Below are 15449 nucleotides of genomic sequence, written 5' to 3' on the forward strand. Positions count from 1 at the left end.
ACACGCCATGAAACTCGTACGCTACGGCGCCCCCGGGCAGGAAAAGCCAGGCATCGTCGATGCCGAAGGCCAGTTGCGCGATCTTTCCAGCGTGCTTGCCGATTTCTCGGGCGCCACGCTCGGCAACGCCGCGATGCAGCGGCTAGCCGCGATCGATCCGGCCTCGCTGCCGCGTGTGGAAGGCCATCCGCGCCTTGGCTGCCCTGTCGCGCAGGTCGGCAAGATGATCTGCGTGGGCATGAATTACGCCGACCACGCCGCCGAAACCAACGCACCGGTGCCGGAGCAGCCCGTGCTGTTCATGAAGGCCACCACGGCCATCGGTGGCCCGAACGATACCGTGGTGATTCCGCGCGGCTCGGTCAAAACCGATTGGGAAGTGGAGCTCGGCGTCATCATCGGCGAGATCACTCGCGATGTAACGATTGACGAGGCCATGGCGCATGTCGCCGGCTATGCCGTCATCAACGACCTTTCCGAACGCGAGTTCCAGCTGGAGCACGGCGGCCAGTGGGTGAAAGGCAAGAGCTGCGATACATTCGGGCCGATCGGCCCGTGGCTGGTGACCCGCGATGACGTGGCCGACCCGCAGAACCTCGCGCTTTGGCTGGAGGTGAACGGCCACCGCTACCAGGATGGCAACACGCGCACCATGGTATTCGGCGTAGCGCACCTGGTGAGTTACATCAGCCGCTACATGACCCTGATGCCGGGCGACGTGATCAGCACCGGCACGCCTGCGGGCGTGGGCCTTGGGCTGAAGCCGCCGACCTACCTGAAACCCGGCGACGTGATCGAACTGGGCATCGAAGGCCTGGGCCGCCAGCGCCAGGATGTGGTGGCGTACGGCTCGGGAGGCCGGACTGCATGGTGACTATCACGGCGCTGGACACGTACGACGTCCGCTTCCCTACCTCGCGCGACCACGATGGCTCCGATGCGATGAACCCGGACCCGGATTACTCCGCGGCCTATGTGGTGATACGCACCGATAGCCCGGAGGGGCTTGCCGGCTACGGCCTGGTCTTCACCATCGGCCGCGGCAACGACGTGCAGACCGCTGCGCTGGCCGCGCTTGAGCACATGGTCGTGGGCCGCTCGGTGGAATCCATCGTCGACCACCTCGGCGACTTCGCGCGCGAACTCAACGGCGATTCCCAGCTGCGCTGGCTCGGCCCCGAGAAGGGCGTGATGCACATGGCCATCGGTGCCGTCATCAACGCCGCGTGGGACCTGGCCGCACGCCGTGCGGGCAAGCCGTTGTGGCGTTTCATCGCCGACATGGCGCCCGAGCAGATCCTCGCGCAGATCGATTTCCGCTACCTCACCGATGCCATGACTCCGGCGCAGGCGCTGGCGATCCTGCGCGAGGCGGAGCCGCACAAGCAGGCGCGCATCGCGCAGCTCGAAGCGGAAGGCTACCCCGCCTACACCACCTCGCCCGGCTGGCTGGGCTACACCGACGACAAGATGCAGCGCCTGGCCCGGCAAGCCGTCGCCGATGGCTTCCGCACCATCAAGCTGAAAGTGGGCCTGCGCCTGGAGGACGATATCCGCCGCTGCCAGCTCGCTCGCGAAACGGTCGGCCCCGATATTGCGATCGCCGTGGACGCGAACCAGCGCTGGGACGTGGGCACCGCGATTGAATGGCTGAAGCCACTGGAAAGCGTCGGCCTGGCCTGGGTGGAAGAACCGACCAGCCCGGACGATGTACTCGGCCATGCCGCGATCCGGCGCGCCGTCGCCCCCACCCCGATTTCCACGGGTGAGCACGGGCAGAACCGCGTGCTGTTCAAGCAGCTGCTGCAAGCCCAGGCGGTGGACCTGATCCAGATCGATGCCGCGCGCGTTGGCGGCGTGAACGATAACCTCGCCATCCTGCTGCTGGCCGCGCACTTCGGCGTGCGCGTTTTCCCCCACGCCGGCGGCGTCGGCCTGTGCGAGCTGGTGCAGCACCTGGCCATGGCCGATTTCGTCGCCATCACCGGCAAGAAGGACGACCGCGCCATCGAGTTCGTGGACCATCTGCACGAACACTTCGTGGACCCCGTCCGCATCGACCACGGCCGTTACATGGTGCCCACGGCGCCGGGTTTCTCCGCCCAGATGCACGCGGCCTCGGTCCGTGACCACCTGTTCCCGGACGGCGTAGTCTGGCGGGACCTCCCGCTCGCGGCTGAGGGCTAAGCCCATGAAAACCCCGGTCACGAATATCGCCGACCTGCGCGAACTCGCCCGCAAGCGCGTCCCGCGCGCCTTCTTTGAGTACGCCGACCGGGGCTCCTACGATGAATCGACGCTGCGCGAGAACCGCGCCGCGTTCGATCGCCTGCGCTTCCGCCAGCGGGTCATGTCCGATGTGGACCACCGCTCGCTCGCCACCACGGTGGTGGGCCAGCCGATCAGCATGCCGCTGGCCATCGCGCCCACCGGGCTTACCGGCTTACAGCACGGCAGCGGCGAGATCCACGGGGCGCGCGCTGCCGCCAGGGCGGGTATTCCGTTCTGCCTGAGCACCATGTCGATCTGCTCGATCGAGCAGGTGCGCGCGGCGACGGATGCCCCGTTCTGGTTCCAGGTGTACGTCATGCGCGATCGCGGCTTTACCCGCGAGCTCATCCAGCGTGCCCGTGCCGCGGATTGTTCAGCGCTGATGCTCACCGCCGACCTGACGGTGCAGGGCCAGCGCCATCGCGAGATCAAGAACGGCCTCTCCGTGCCGCCCAAGGTCACCCTGCGCAACCTGTTCGATATCGCCAGCAAGCCGCGCTGGGCATGGAACGTGCTGCAAGCGCCCAGCCGCTCGTTCGGCAACCTGGAAGGCCGCATCGGCGGCGCCGATAGCCTCACCACGCTGGCCCAGTGGATCGCCAGCCAGTTCGATCCCACGTTGAACTGGGATGATCTCGAATGGATCCGCGAGCTCTGGCCGGGCAAGCTCATCATCAAGGGCATTTTGGATGCCGAGGATGCGAAGCTTGCCGTGCAGCACGGCGTCGATGCGATCGTCGTTTCCAACCACGGCGGCCGCCAGCTCGATGGCGCGCCAGCAGCGATCGATGTGTTGCCTTCCATCGTGGATGCCGTGCAAGGCGGCACCGAAGTGCTGCTCGACAGCGGCATCACCAGTGGCCAGGACGTGCTGAAGGCGCTGGCGCTGGGAGCGCGGGCCGGGCTGATCGGTAAGGCGTTTCTTTACGGCCTGGGCGCCGGTGGCGAGGCGGGCGTGACACAGGCGATCGAGCTTATCCGCAAGGAACTGAGCGTGAGCATGGCGCTAACCGGTGCGCTGGATGCGAGCCATGTCAGCAGGGATATTCTCTGGCAGCGGTGACGGCGTTCGCGCGATCCGCTCAACACCCCGCCAGATCAAAAATCCGCTGCATCGGCACCCACTTTTGCCCATCCCCCGCCCACGGCAGCGGCTGCTGGAACGTCGACATCAACGTTTCCCATGCTTGCACGCGCGCGCTTGCGGCATCCGCCGCGGCTTTCGCGGCAGGATCAAACGCCGGCCCCGCCCGCATCAGCATCACCAGCCGGTTGCCCGTGCGGAAGATCTGCATATCCAGGATACCGGCGGCGCGGATCGAATCGACGACCTCGGGCCAGATGAATTCGGCACGGTGCCAGCGTTCGTATTCGGCAATCAGCGCGGGATCGTCGCGCAGGTCCAGCGCAAGGCACTGCCAGCTCATGCGTGCACCCCTGCGCCCACGATGCGGCGCCACGCGAACAGCAGGATGGCCGCGAAACAGACCATGGGCACCAGCATGGCAAGGGCAATACCAAAATGATCGGAGGTGGCACCCATCGCCGCGGTCACCACCGCACCGCCGACGATCGCCATGACCAGCAGCGAGGCACCGAACTTGCGCTCCGTATCGCCCCGCCCTTCGACACCCAGGGCGAAAATGGTGGGATACATAATCGACATGAAGAAACTCGACGCGACGAGGGCGTAGATGCCGAGATGCCCCGGGACGAACGCGGCGAAGGCGGCCAGCACCACGTTGATGAAGGCGAACGTAGCGAGTACGCGCGCCGGGCGCAGGTACTTCATCAGCACCGCGCCCGCGAAGCGCCCGGCCATGAAGCACAGCAACCCGGCAGTGATGTAGTTGGCGGCCACCTTGTCCGGCGTGCCGGGCATGGTGGCCTGCGCGTAGCGGATCATGTAGCTGAAGACGGCGACCTGTGCGCCCACGTAGAAGAACTGCGCGACCACGGCCGACATGAAGCGACCTTCGCGGAGCAGCCGGCCCAGCACGCCACGTTCCGCGGGTGCGCCATCATCGGCCGCTGTCGTACGCGGGAAGCGGGTCACGCCGATGATCACCGCCCAGGCGATGACACCCAGGCCAATGGCCAGGTACGGCATCTGCACCGCCGCCGCCTCGCTATGCATGTAAGCGGTGCGCGATGCGGCATCCATCGCCGCCAGCTCCGCCGGCGTGCGTTCCACGCCGGTGAAGATGAAATGCTGGCCGATCAGCACGCCGGTGATCGAGCCGAGCGGATTAAAGGCCTGCGCGAGGTTCAGGCGCGATGCCGCGGATTCGCGCGGGCCGAGCAGCGTGACGTACGGGTTGGCCGAGGTCTCGAGGAACGCGAGCCCGGCCGCGATCACGAACAGCCCGAAGAGGAAGGTGGCATAGGTCGCCGTCGCGGCGGCCGGCCAGAACAGCAACGCACCGGCAGCGTACAGGCCCAGGCCAAACACCACCGCCGCCTTGTAGCCAAACCGGCGCATGAAGACGCCTGCGGGAATGGCGACGAAGAAGTAGCCGAGGTAGAAAGCGCTCTGGACGAGGCCGGCCTCAAAGTCTGAAAGCGTAAAGGCCTTCTTGAACTGCGCAACGAGCACATCGTTGAGGTTGTTGGCCACGCCCCAGAGGAAGAACAGGCTGACGATGAGCGCAAGGGGAAAGAGCGGCGTCCGGGCCAGCGCCCGGGTATCGGGCACCTTGAACGGCGTGTGTTGCTGCATGCATTCCTCCCGTTGCGTGACCCAGCCCCCAGCTTGTGCAAATATGAACTTATAATTCACCTGCATAACAAGCTGCGTTGCAGCATAGCTTGTCCGGCGCGCGCTGTGTGACTGTGCATGGGCGCAGGCTAGACTTGCCGCGCAACGCTCGGTCACGCCACGGAACGCCATGCCCACAGACTCGCCGAAGTATCGCGCCCCCGCCCTCGACAAGGGCCTCGATATCCTCGAACTGCTCGCCAAGGCGACGCAGCCCTTGTCCATCGCCGATATCTCCGATGGCGTTGGCCGCTCCCGCGGCGAAATCTTCCGCATGCTCCAGGTGCTGGAAGAGCGTGACTATATCGCCCGCCCCGATGGCGAAGGCGCGTACTCGCTCACGCCACGCCTGTTCCGGCTAGGCATGGAGCAGCCGCCGGTAAAGAACCTGGTGGAGACCGCCATGCCGGTGATGCACCGCCTGGCCGACGAGATCGACCAGTCGTGCCACCTCGTAGTGCCATCGCAGGAACAGATCGTCGTCATCGCACGCGTCGACCCGCCGGGCGAAACCGGCCTGGTCGTCCGCGTCGGCCACCGCCGCCCGATTTCGCATTCCGCGTCGGGCTACGTGCTGCTTGCCTGGCAGACCGACGACACCCGCGAGCGCTGGTTTCGCACCATGTTGGAACACGAGCCGGGCCTGAAGCGCGCGGGCGTGGAAACCACGATCAAGAAGGTGCGCGAAGCCGGCGTAGCGACCATCCCCAGCGAAGTCGTCGACGGCGTCACCGATCTCTCCGCACCGATCATCGAGGGCAACCACGCCGTCTGCGCGCTCACCGTGCCGTTCATCGAACGGCGCGGCGCGAAGATTGACATGAAGGCCACCGCCCACCTGCTGGCAACGGCGGCGGGGGATATTTCGCGGGAGCTATCGCACGGGGCGCCGTGAGCCGGGGGCACCGGCTGCGCGAGCGTATCAAACGGCGTGATTAACTTGCGGCGGCAAGATCAACATCGCATCGCCATAACTAAAGAAGCGATACCGCTGCAGCACCGCGTAGCGGTACGCATCCAGGATCACTTCCTTGCCGGCCAGCGCGGAGACCAGCATGAGCAGGGTCGATTGCGGCAGGTGGAAGTTGGTGACCAGCGCATCGACGCTGGTGATCTTGTAGCCGGGGAAGATGAAGATCTGGGTTTCGCCCGCGAACGGGCGCAGCACGCCTTCGACGGTGGCGCTTTCCAGCGCGCGCACGACGGTGGTGCCCACTGCGATGACGCGGTGGCCCGCGGCGCGCGTCGCGCGGATCTTTTCAACCAGCTCCGCACCCACGTTCAGCCACTCGCGGTGCATCACGTGGTCCTGCACGTTCTCCGCGCGCATGGGCTGGAAGGTCCCTGCGCCGACATGCAGCGTGACGTAGCCGAAATCCACGCCCTTGTTGCGCAGCTTTTCCAGCAGCGCTTCATCGAAGTGCAGGCCGGCGGTGGGCGCCGCGACGGCGCCGGGCTCGCGGGCAAACACGGTCTGGTAGCGCTCCATGTCCGAGGCATCGGCGGTGCGCTCGATATACGGCGGCAGCGGCATCTCGCCCAGGCGGCTGAGCAGGCGTTCCAGCGGTTCGTCGATCTCAAAGCGCAGCAGGAAGAATTCGCCGTCGCGGCCCATCACGGTGATGTGGGTGCCGTCGGCCAGCTCAATGATGCCGCCCTCCTTCGGCTTCTTGCTCACGCCCAGCTGGGCGCGGGCCTCGCGGGCGCCGGTGACGCGCTCGATCAGGATCTCGACCGCGCCGCCGGTGTCCTTGCGGCCATACAGGCGGGCCGGCAGCACGCGGGTGTCGTTGAACACCAGCAGGTCACCGGGCTGGATCAGGTCCGGCAGGTCGTAGAACTTCCGGTTTGCCTTCGAGCGGGCCGTCACATCCACCACCAGCAGCCGGCTGCCCGAGCGCCGCTCGAGCGGCGCCTGGGCGATCAGGTCGGGTGGGAGATCGAAGTCAAAATCGGATTTCTTCACGTAACTGGCCGGGGGAACAGACGGGGGCCTGGGATTATGGCGCAATCCGGCGGCGTCGGCGCCTGACCAGCAGCCAGGCCAGCCCGCCCAGGGCGACCAGGGCCACGCCGATCTCGAGCGGCAGCCAGCGGCGAATCACGTGCTTCACGGCCGCCACCTGCTGGGCCCGCTTCAGGGTCCGGGCCCGGTCGAAGTCCGGCTCCTCGCAGCTCCAGCCGAAATCATCGGCCCACTCGACGTACGGGCCCTGCTTCACATAGCGGTTGTAGTACTGCCGGGCCCGGCGCTGGCGCTCGTTGGGCGCCTTGCCCTCCTCCCCATCGGCGGCCTGGTTGTAGTCCGGCGGGCCTTCCAGCATCCAGTGGGTGGCCTGGCACAGCGTGGCGGCGAAGGCCTGCGAGCGCGGCGGCAGCAGGTCCGCGGCGGCGGCGGCGCGGTCGGCGGCGAGGTAGCGGTAGTGCAGCCGGTAATCCGGCTGGGCCACGCTGTCCTTGAAGCGCTGGCGCTCGCCATCGGTGACCTCGGGGCCCTTCAAGGATTCCGCACTCTGGCCGCTGCCGCCCTGATAGCTGCCACCGTTGTCGAAGTAGTCGGGGCTCTGCTCGTAACCCAGGATCTCCATGCCGTCTTCACGGGCGATCTTCGCGGCGGCGTAGCGTGCCTGGGCCTTGCCGATGTCGGTCCACGCGCTGTCGCCTTCGTGCACGGCATCGGCATAGGCTTTCGCCCTGGCGGCGAGGTCCACGTCGCCGAAGCGCTTGTCGCCCGCGGCGGGGAAATAGCGGTAGGCATCGTCGTAGCGACCGGCGCGCATGAGCCGGCGGGCGAGCAGGTAGCGCAGGTGATCGTCCACGCCGGTCGTCGCATACGCGGAGCGATCATCCTTCGCGGCCGGCGCGGGTGAGTACGCCGGGGCGTGCTCATCGACGAAGGTCTTCAGCTCATCCACGGTGAGCACGCGCTCGGCCACGTAAGCCGCATCGTTGCCATAGCCGATGCCCGACCCACTGAGTTCTTCATACGTGTTGCCATCGCCACCTACGGCTTTCGCCGCTTCGTACAGGCGCGTCATCGCTTCCACGTACTCGCCGCGGGACAACGCCAGCACGCCACGCTCGCCCATCAGAAGATGGATATTGCCAGCTTCGAGCGACGCCTTCGGGTCGTCTGCCTTCGGGAACGCCTTGGCGGCTTCGGCGTACGCATTGGCTGCGGCAGCACGGTCGCCCTTGCGCAGGGCCAGCTTGGCGCGTACCCAGCTGGCCAGCGGGCCGTCGGTCTTGGCCAACAGCTTCTCGGCATCGTCGTAACGGCCGAGTTCGTACGCGAGCGAAGCGAGACGATCGGCGGATGCGACCTTGTCGGGTCCGTTGGCCAGGATCGCGTCGACCAGTTGAGCCAACGCCGGCAACGGCTTGCCGTCGCTTGTCTGCGGCGCAACGCGGGCAAGCGCGTAGGCCACCAAAAGGCGCTGCGATACGGGGCCATCGATGATCGCCGCAGCCTGGCCATCGTTGGACAGCACGGCGGCCGCGATGGCCGCAAGCGAATCGACCGCCTGGCCGGAGCCGTGGCCGGCCTGCGCGGCGTACAGCGCGATGGCGTGCTTCAAATCGGCGGGTGTCACTTCACTCGCGCATTCATCGTTGCGCGTGAAGGCCGCCCACCCGCACAAGGTCTTATCGACAAACAGGCTGAGCCGGGCTTCCTCGCCGAAGCTGGCAACACCCAACCCTTGCGCATCCGATGCGCCCGCAAGAACGCGAGCGCGGGTCAGCTGGAATGCTTTCGCCGCGGCATCGCGCGGTGCGGCGAACGCCGGCGTGCCTGCCGCCTTTGCCGCACGCAACGCCTGCACTTCGCCGAGCATGTAGGCCGCCCACGCGCCACGGGCCTTCGCCTGCTCCACGGGCAACGCAAGTACCTGCTCAAAGCTCGCCTGTGCCGCATCGAGTGCGGACGCATCAAACGTCGTGCAGACCGGGCGTTCTGTCGCCTCACCCGTATCGCTTTCCGCTGCGGGTGGGCAATCGGCCGTGGCCCGGCGGTAATCCACCGCCCCCGCGACGTAGCGACGAACATCCTCGGGCAAGCCATCAGCGGCCACATACGCCGCATTACCGGTGGCGGCGCCCATCGCGGTCTTCACCTTGGCGGCCAGTTCAGCTGACAGGTCCGGCCTCTCCGGCGCATCGCCCCAACGCGGCGTTTCCACGGCTTCCAGCGCATCCGAGCTCGGCAGAAGGTGCTGCGCCTCGAAGTCGAAGGTGTTCTGCGGCGCGGCCTTGAGCGTGCCGGCGCGATCATCGAGCAACTGCGTGGGGAAATCCGGGCCACAGGCCCAGGCCACGGCACCGATGGCGGCCAGGGCAAGGCCGGCGGCAAGCGCGTTGTGCTTCATCATGAAACGGGGGTTCCCTGCAAAGTGAGCGTGGTGAGGGTGCCGGGGCGGCAGCGGGCCCAGCCGATGGCGCGCGTGGTATGCGCGCGCAACGGCCGGGCCAGCGCGGCAACCAGGGTGGGCGTTGGGCCATTCGGTTCGAGACGGTAGCCATCGATGCCGTCGGCGAGCTCGCAGCCCGCCGGTAGCGCCACGCGTTCTGGCGCAGAGGCATCGGCGGAGGCCGGGTTCTCGAGCAGTACATCGCTCGCGCCGTTGCCCGCGTCGCGCAGGTGCAGGCGCAACGGTGCGCGGTCCAGCTGGTTGGTGATCACGCCGCGCCACGTGGCAAGGCTCCAGGCGCGCGTATCGTCGGTGGTCGGCAGGCGGAACCACACGATGCCGGCGAGGCCGCGCGGCCGGTCGGCCGAAAGCTGCTGGACGAAGGCGAGCACGGTATCGGCGGAGGCATACAGCTCGGACGACACGGCGCCCGCCGCCAGCGCGGCCTGTTCGCTCTCGACGGCAAGCAACGTACCGTCGTCGTTCCAGCTTACCCGCGAGCCGTACGTGGGCAAGGCCACGCGAAACGGCTTGTGTGTGTGCTTCGCATAGTTCTTCACCCACTCCGCCGCGATAACCGGATTGAACAGGCCGGCTTGCGGCGCCTGCACCGCATGCACCTGCAAGACCGATTCATCGGGGATCGCGAGCACGGCATCGAGTTCGGGCGCGCCGATCCAGGTGGGCAATGCCGTGATCGACAGCGGCGTGGCGCCAAGCGCAGGCTTCAGCTCACGCAGAAACGCGGCATACGCCGGTAGGCGTGCGGTTGGACAGTCATAGTCGATCTCCACGCCCGCGGCGTTCGGCCAGCCGGCCGCGATCCGCGCGATGCGCTCGCGCAGCACTTCCGCGTCGAACGTCGCCAGGCGCCCGTCGATGCGCACCACCAGCACCACCGGGCGGTGGCTGGCAGCGAGCGTTGCTCGGTCGGGCATGAACACCTGGAAACGCCCATCACGGGACGCCTGCGCCACTAACACGCGCCAGTCGCGGACGACATCACCGGAGGCGCCGATCGCGCTGCGCAGCGACGGCGTCCACTGCCGTTGCCAGATGTAGGCATCGTGGGAAAGGGGCGCGGGTGCGCCGCCGCACGCCATGAGCAATGCGGTGGCAAACGCCAGCGATAGAGAGCGGAACACGTGCGCCAATCCGGTGGCCCCTGGGTGTCGGTGATCGCGGGGAGCATCGCGCGCGAGCGCGCTCCTACAGGGGCGCGGTGCGTGGTGGCGCGATTATAGCCAGCCTTTCTGCCGGGCCAGGCGGTAGGCTTCAATGCGGTTGGCGGCGCCGAGCTTGCCGATCGCCTCGGAGAGGTAATTGCGCACCGTGCCATGCGAGAGGTTGAGCTGGGTGCCGATATCGCTGGCCGACTGCCCTTCCCCGGCAAGCCGCAGCACCTGGCGCTCCCGGTCGTTCAAGGGATCGGCTTCGGACCAGGCTTCCAGGGCCAGCTGCGGATCGATGGCGCGGCCACCGCGGTGGACCAGGCGCAGCGATTCAGCAAGGTTTTCGGCTGGGGCATCCTTGAGCAGGTAGCCGCTGACACCCGCATCGAGCGCACGGCGAAGGAAACCGGGGCGCGCGAACGTCGTCACGATCACTACCTTGATCGGCAGCTCGTGGCGATGCACGCGCTGGGCGATCTCCAGGCCGGTAAGGCCCGGCATTTCGATATCGGTAACCAGCACGTCCGGCTTCAGGCGTTGCAGTTCGCGCCAGGCCGATTCGCCATCGGCGGCAGAGCCCAGCACTTCGATATCGGACTCCAGGTTGAGCAGCGCGGAGAGTGCACCGCGCACCATGGCCTGGTCTTCGGCGAGAAGGACACGAATCATGCCACGCGCTCCTGCAAGGCCACGGGCGAAAGCTCAATGGCCAGTTCGGTGCCCTGCTTCAGCGGCGAATCGATCGCCAGGCGGCCGCCGATCTGGCGGATGCGTTCGCGCATGCCCGAGATGCCGTTGCCATGCGCGGCGAGGCCGCCGCATCCGTTATCCGTAATTCGCATCGAAAACGCCTGTCCTTCCCGGGTGATGGTGACCCGCGCCTCGGTGGCGCGGGAGTGTCGGTGGATATTGGTGATGGCTTCGCGCAGGACGAGCGAGAGCGCCGCCTCGGCCTGCGTGGGTAACGCGAGATCGGCGGGCTTATCGATGGAAAGCGCGATACCCGAGGCCTCGAGCATGAGCCGGGCGGAGACGAGTTCGCAACCGAGGTCGCCCGCGCGCATGCCGGTCACGGCGTTGCGCACTTCGGCCAGGGTGTGCCGGGCGACGCGTTCCACCTCTTCCATTTCTTGCTGCGCGCGCGGAGGGTCCGCAATGGCGAGGCGCCGCGCCAGCTCCGATTTCAGTGTGATCAGTGAGAGCGTGTGGCCCAGCAGATCGTGCAGGTCGCGACCGATGCGCTCCCGCTCGGCCAGCGTGGCCAGCCGGCTGATTTCGTCCTGCGAAAGGCGGAGCAGCACATCGCGACGAATACCGCGGGCGTAGAGGTAATTGCCGTACCCCGTGGCGACACCGACGAACGGCAGGATCCACGCATGGATCGTCGGGATGTTGAACAGGTTCACCCAAAGGATGGTGAGCAAGCTGCACGCCGCGGTGGCCACGAGCCATGGTTTTGGGCTCTGCCCAAACGCCAGCATGGAGAGCGAGATCACCACATAGCCGATGGAAACCGGGTTCACGATCCACAGTGCGAAACCCATGACCATGATGGTTACGCAGTTGCGCACCATATGGCGGATCGGGCCGAAGAACACCTGCATGTAGCAGGTGACGTACACGACCATGGAGAGGACCGTGGGAATGAACCAATCCCAATGGAACCCCTTGGCCAGCCAGGTGGCCGAGATAAGCGCGTACAGCCAGAACATCTGCAGGATGCAGGTCCAGCGCAGGTACACCGGCGAATTCAGCGTGCCCATGAGGGAATCGGGCCGCGGGTGTTTCCACCAGTTCACGAGGCAAGCCTCTTTGGCTCAGCGGGCAGGTCTCGGCGTTCACCCGCCGTGAGCGGTACGCGGATCACGACCCGCGTGCCCTTCCCCTTGGTGGATTCGAACGACATGCTGCCGCCGAGTGCCCGTACGCGCTCGCGCATGCCGCACACGCCGTTGCCTTCCGAGCCGCCCGCACCGCGTCCGTTGTCGGAAATGCACAGCACCAGCTCGTTGCCGACGACCTGTACCTTGGCTTCCGCGGCCGACGCCTGCGCATGGCGGTGGATGTTCACCACGGCCTCGCGCAAGACCAGGGCCAGTTCGCTTTCCATGCGTGCGGGAAGATCGGGCACTTCGGTGATGTAATCGAATGCCACCGATGACGAGCCCAGCAGCAATCGCGCCGAGGCCAGTTCAGCAGCCAGGCCCGTGGCGCGGATGCCAGTGACAGCGGAACGCACTTCAGCCAGCGCATGCCGGGCCACCCGTTCGGCCTCTTCCATTTCGCGCCGCGCGGCTTCCGTATCGCGATCGAGCAGGCGGCGCGAGAGCTCCAGCTTCAGCGTGATGAGCGACAGCGTGTGACCCAGCAGGTCATGCAGGTCGCGGCCAATGCGTTCGCGCTCGGCGGTGGCGGCCAGGCGGCGCACTTCGTCGTGGGAGAGTTTCAGCTCCCATTCTTTTTGCCCGTTGATGCGCCAGAGCACATTCGCGATGGCGACGAACAGGTAGACCATGCCCAGGATGAGCGTCGGCTGCCAGCCCCAGGCGCGCACGACATCCGCAACAATGATGTAGCCCGCCAGTACCGCCACGATGCGCGCGATGCAGACGCGGACCGAGCCGGTGTACGCCATGAACGAGCCGGCGAAGATCACATAGGACGTGCCGCCGGCCGAATTGACGCCCAGAGTGGCAAAGCCCAGCAGCGCCATGGCCAGGCCGTACCACGGGGTATCCCGGCACGGCCGGATGTAGGCCAGCGCATACAGGGCAAGGAACGTGACGAAGGACAGCGCCGTCACCCACCACCAGTCGTCGGTGACCGTGCCGTTGAAGGCGACATCGGCGAACGCCCAGACCACCCAGACCAGATTGAACATGGATGCCACGCGCGCCTTGCCACGGTTCGCAAGGCGAACCCACAGCGAATCGGGGGCAGGCTTGAACCACGACGACGCAGGCATGGGCAGTTCCGTGGAAAGGCTGGCTGCCATGCTACTTCAACCGTGCCGGGCCAGACGACGGGCGGCCAGGGTGAGGAACCCCGCCGTGAATGCCGCCAGTGCCACCACGTGGATCCACTCCCCGCCCTGCCCCATGCCGATCGCCGAGAGCGCCAACTGATCCAGGTGGTAGGCCGGCCACAGCGGTGCGATGGCCTGGATGAACTTTGGCATGACCGAGAGCGGGAACCAGAGACCGGAGAGGAAGGCCATGGGCAGGTACACCAGGTTCACCAGGCCCGGCGCCGACTGGCCCTTGGCCAGCGTACCCAGCAGCAGGCCCAGCGAGCAGAACGCGAGCACGCCCAGCACCTCGGTCACGAAGAACGTGGCCGCCTGGCCCGCGGTGAGTTGCACACCACCACCGAAGCGGGCGAGGCAGAGCATGAGCGTGGTGACGACCGCGGCCATCATCAGCGCCATGCACATCTTGCCGACAAGGTAGGCGCCGGGCGGCATCGGCAGCGCGCGCTTCAGCGTGAGCAACCCATGCTCACGATCGATGGCCAGCGACACACCGAAACCGAACAGGCCAGGCGCCATGACCCCGAACGTGCCGTACGACGCCAGCAGGAAGCGAGCCCCATCCGGCGAGTTCTGGTGCGCAAGGATGATGCCGAACATGAGGTAGAACACCGACGGGAACAACATGGTCGGCAACAGGAAGCCCGGCAGGCGCAGGTAACGCAGCACTTCCGCACGTGCTTCCTGCACGTAGGCATTGAACACCTGGCCCGTGCTCATAACCGGCGTGGCGGTGCTCTCGATGATGTTCATGCGGCCTCCTGCGCGGCATTGGCCGCTTCGCTGTCGCGGGTGATTTCGGTGAAGGCTTCGGCCAGGCCGGCACGCTGCACTTCCAGTTCGGCCAGGTCGGCATCGATCGCAAGCAGGCGGCGCACCACCGCTTCAGCATGCTGCGTGGCGATGACCATATGGCCCTGCTGCTGGGACGCCGTGTCCACTTCCGGCCATGCTGCGATGGTTTCCGCCGGCACGCTCGTCAGGCAGCGGATCCGTCGCACGGAGACATGGGCACGCAAGGCATCCACCGTGCCCTCGGAGATGACACGCCCGCGCGCAATCACACAGACGCGATCGGCCAGGGCTTCGGCTTCTTCGAGGTAATGCGTGGTGAGCACCACCGACGACCCGCTGGCCACCAGGCTGCGAATCGACGCCCAGAGCGCCTGACGTGCGGAAAGATCGAGCCCGACCGTCGGCTCATCAAGAAACAGGAGTTCCGGGTTGCCCGCCAGCGCCATGGCGAACTGCACGCGGCGCTGTTGACCGCCGGAAAGTGCCACATAACGGCGATCGAGCAGATCGGTGATGCCGGCGATCGTCGCGCACTCGGCGACGGACCGCGGGTTCGGATAGTAGCTGGCGGTGACGCGAACCAACTCACGCACCTTCAGCGTAGGCGGCAGGTTGGCCGATTGCAGCATCACGCCGATACGACGGCGCGCTTCGATGTCCTGCGGATCCTTGCCGAACAGGGAAACGGTTCCCTGGTCGGCGCGGTGCAGCCCAAGCAGCAGGCTGATGCTGGTGGTCTTGCCGGCGCCGTTCGGCCCCAGCAGCGCCAGCAGCTCGCCGCGGTGGATGGTGAGGTTAATGCCGTCCAGCGCGGTAACCGCGCCATAACGCTTGTGAACGCCTTCAAGGCGGGCGATGCAGGTGTCTTGGCTCATGGTGTCCTCCCTTGCGTCGCAACATAAACGGGCGCAACCCCTTGGCGGCAGTCGTTTGCGTCATTGTGCGGATGTGACAAGCGTCACCCGGGGGTTACGGGGCCAAAATGCGCATGTTATGCTCGGCCAATAATCCCTTTA

At 66.6% G+C, this 15449-nt stretch carries 14 protein-coding genes; 4 read left to right on the forward strand and 10 right to left on the reverse strand.

The genetic code is table 11. The annotated features are described in order from the left end of the window. Window positions 1–7: 7 nt before the first annotated feature. Genes ABIE56_RS05385 through ABIE56_RS05395 form a run of 3 tightly spaced genes read left to right on the forward strand, consistent with a single transcriptional unit; the run spans window position 8 to window position 3334 of the window. Window positions 8–874 (forward strand): fumarylacetoacetate hydrolase family protein, encoded by an 867-nt coding sequence (locus ABIE56_RS05385; protein ID WP_429242802.1) that lies wholly within the window; start codon window positions 8–10, stop codon window positions 872–874. After that, window positions 868–2187 (forward strand): enolase C-terminal domain-like protein, encoded by a 1320-nt coding sequence (locus tag ABIE56_RS05390; RefSeq protein ID WP_429242803.1) that lies wholly within the window; start codon window positions 868–870, stop codon window positions 2185–2187. Before ABIE56_RS05385 ends, ABIE56_RS05390 begins: the two co-directional genes overlap by 7 nt. A 4-nt stretch (window positions 2188–2191) precedes the next feature. Then, the gene (locus ABIE56_RS05395; RefSeq protein ID WP_429242804.1) at window positions 2192–3334 is read left to right on the forward strand and encodes an alpha-hydroxy acid oxidase; all 1143 of its coding nucleotides are present in this window, start codon (window positions 2192–2194) and stop codon (window positions 3332–3334) included. A gap of 19 nt (window positions 3335–3353) precedes the next feature. On the opposite strand, the gene ABIE56_RS05400 is transcribed toward ABIE56_RS05395, so the two are convergent. Further along, window positions 3354–3698, reverse strand: a complete 345-nt coding sequence (locus ABIE56_RS05400; protein ID WP_429242805.1) for an L-rhamnose mutarotase — start codon at window positions 3696–3698, stop codon at window positions 3354–3356. Next, window positions 3695–4990 (reverse strand): L-fucose:H+ symporter permease, encoded by a 1296-nt coding sequence (gene fucP / locus ABIE56_RS05405; protein ID WP_429242806.1) that lies wholly within the window; start codon window positions 4988–4990, stop codon window positions 3695–3697. The genes ABIE56_RS05400 and fucP overlap by 4 nt, the downstream gene beginning before the upstream one ends. Before the next feature lie 169 nt (window positions 4991–5159). On the opposite strand from fucP, the gene ABIE56_RS05410 reads away from it, so the two are divergent. Further along, window positions 5160–5924 carry an IclR family transcriptional regulator gene (locus ABIE56_RS05410; protein ID WP_429242807.1) on the forward strand — a complete coding sequence of 255 codons (765 nt, stop codon included), beginning with the start codon at window positions 5160–5162 and terminating at the stop codon, window positions 5922–5924. Window positions 5925–5951: 27 nt separating this feature from the next. Here the strand turns inward: ABIE56_RS05410 and queA are convergent, their stop codons facing one another. The 8 genes from queA to ABIE56_RS05450 all read right to left on the reverse strand — a co-directional run bounded on the left by queA (window position 5952) and on the right by ABIE56_RS05450 (window position 15308). Continuing rightward, complete coding sequence (queA, locus tag ABIE56_RS05415) at window positions 5952–6995, reverse strand: tRNA preQ1(34) S-adenosylmethionine ribosyltransferase-isomerase QueA (protein WP_429242808.1); 1044 nt, start codon at window positions 6993–6995, stop codon at window positions 5952–5954. 34 nt (window positions 6996–7029) lie between these two features. Beyond that, window positions 7030–9399 carry a hypothetical protein gene (locus ABIE56_RS05420; RefSeq protein ID WP_429242809.1) on the reverse strand — a complete coding sequence of 790 codons (2370 nt, stop codon included), beginning with the start codon at window positions 9397–9399 and terminating at the stop codon, window positions 7030–7032. After that, a complete protein-coding gene (locus ABIE56_RS05425; RefSeq protein ID WP_429242810.1) occupies window positions 9396–10583 on the reverse strand; it encodes a DUF3142 domain-containing protein in 1188 nt (395 codons plus the stop codon). The genes ABIE56_RS05420 and ABIE56_RS05425 overlap by 4 nt, the downstream gene beginning before the upstream one ends. Window positions 10584–10676: 93 nt before the next feature. Next, the gene (locus ABIE56_RS05430; protein ID WP_429242811.1) at window positions 10677–11279 is read right to left on the reverse strand and encodes a response regulator transcription factor; all 603 of its coding nucleotides are present in this window, start codon (window positions 11277–11279) and stop codon (window positions 10677–10679) included. Next, window positions 11276–12409 (reverse strand): sensor histidine kinase, encoded by a 1134-nt coding sequence (locus tag ABIE56_RS05435; RefSeq protein ID WP_429242812.1) that lies wholly within the window; start codon window positions 12407–12409, stop codon window positions 11276–11278. The genes ABIE56_RS05430 and ABIE56_RS05435 overlap by 4 nt, the downstream gene beginning before the upstream one ends. Next, a complete protein-coding gene (locus tag ABIE56_RS05440) occupies window positions 12406–13605 on the reverse strand; it encodes a sensor histidine kinase (RefSeq protein WP_429242813.1) in 1200 nt (399 codons plus the stop codon). Before ABIE56_RS05440 ends, ABIE56_RS05435 begins: the two co-directional genes overlap by 4 nt. A 6-nt stretch (window positions 13606–13611) precedes the next feature. Continuing rightward, entirely contained in the window at window positions 13612–14391 is a 780-nt protein-coding gene (locus tag ABIE56_RS05445; protein WP_429242814.1) for an ABC transporter permease, read from the reverse strand. Continuing rightward, on the reverse strand, window positions 14388–15308 hold the full coding sequence (locus ABIE56_RS05450; protein ID WP_429242815.1) for an ABC transporter ATP-binding protein: 921 nt from the start codon (window positions 15306–15308) through the stop codon (window positions 14388–14390). Before ABIE56_RS05450 ends, ABIE56_RS05445 begins: the two co-directional genes overlap by 4 nt. Window positions 15309–15449: the final 141 nt, after the last annotated feature.

This window comes from Luteibacter sp. 621, from assembly GCF_050435445.1.
Lineage (GTDB): Bacteria > Pseudomonadota > Gammaproteobacteria > Xanthomonadales > Rhodanobacteraceae > Luteibacter.

Coding starts and splice junctions, on each gene's coding strand:
- ABIE56_RS05445 (WP_429242814.1), bottom strand. CDS start 14,391: ATGAACATCATCGAGAGCACCGCCACGCCGGTTATGAGCACGGGCCAG.
- ABIE56_RS05430 (WP_429242811.1), bottom strand. CDS start 11,279: ATGATTCGTGTCCTTCTCGCCGAAGACCAGGCCATGGTGCGCGGTGCA.
- fucP (WP_429242806.1), bottom strand. CDS start 4,990: ATGCAGCAACACACGCCGTTCAAGGTGCCCGATACCCGGGCGCTGGCC.
- ABIE56_RS05440 (WP_429242813.1), bottom strand. CDS start 13,605: ATGGCAGCCAGCCTTTCCACGGAACTGCCCATGCCTGCGTCGTCGTGG.
- ABIE56_RS05395 (WP_429242804.1), top strand. CDS start 2,192: ATGAAAACCCCGGTCACGAATATCGCCGACCTGCGCGAACTCGCCCGC.
- ABIE56_RS05385 (WP_429242802.1), top strand. CDS start 8: ATGAAACTCGTACGCTACGGCGCCCCCGGGCAGGAAAAGCCAGGCATC.
- ABIE56_RS05450 (WP_429242815.1), bottom strand. CDS start 15,308: ATGAGCCAAGACACCTGCATCGCCCGCCTTGAAGGCGTTCACAAGCGT.
- ABIE56_RS05410 (WP_429242807.1), top strand. CDS start 5,160: ATGCCCACAGACTCGCCGAAGTATCGCGCCCCCGCCCTCGACAAGGGC.
- ABIE56_RS05390 (WP_429242803.1), top strand. CDS start 868: ATGGTGACTATCACGGCGCTGGACACGTACGACGTCCGCTTCCCTACC.
- ABIE56_RS05420 (WP_429242809.1), bottom strand. CDS start 9,399: ATGATGAAGCACAACGCGCTTGCCGCCGGCCTTGCCCTGGCCGCCATC.
- ABIE56_RS05400 (WP_429242805.1), bottom strand. CDS start 3,698: ATGAGCTGGCAGTGCCTTGCGCTGGACCTGCGCGACGATCCCGCGCTG.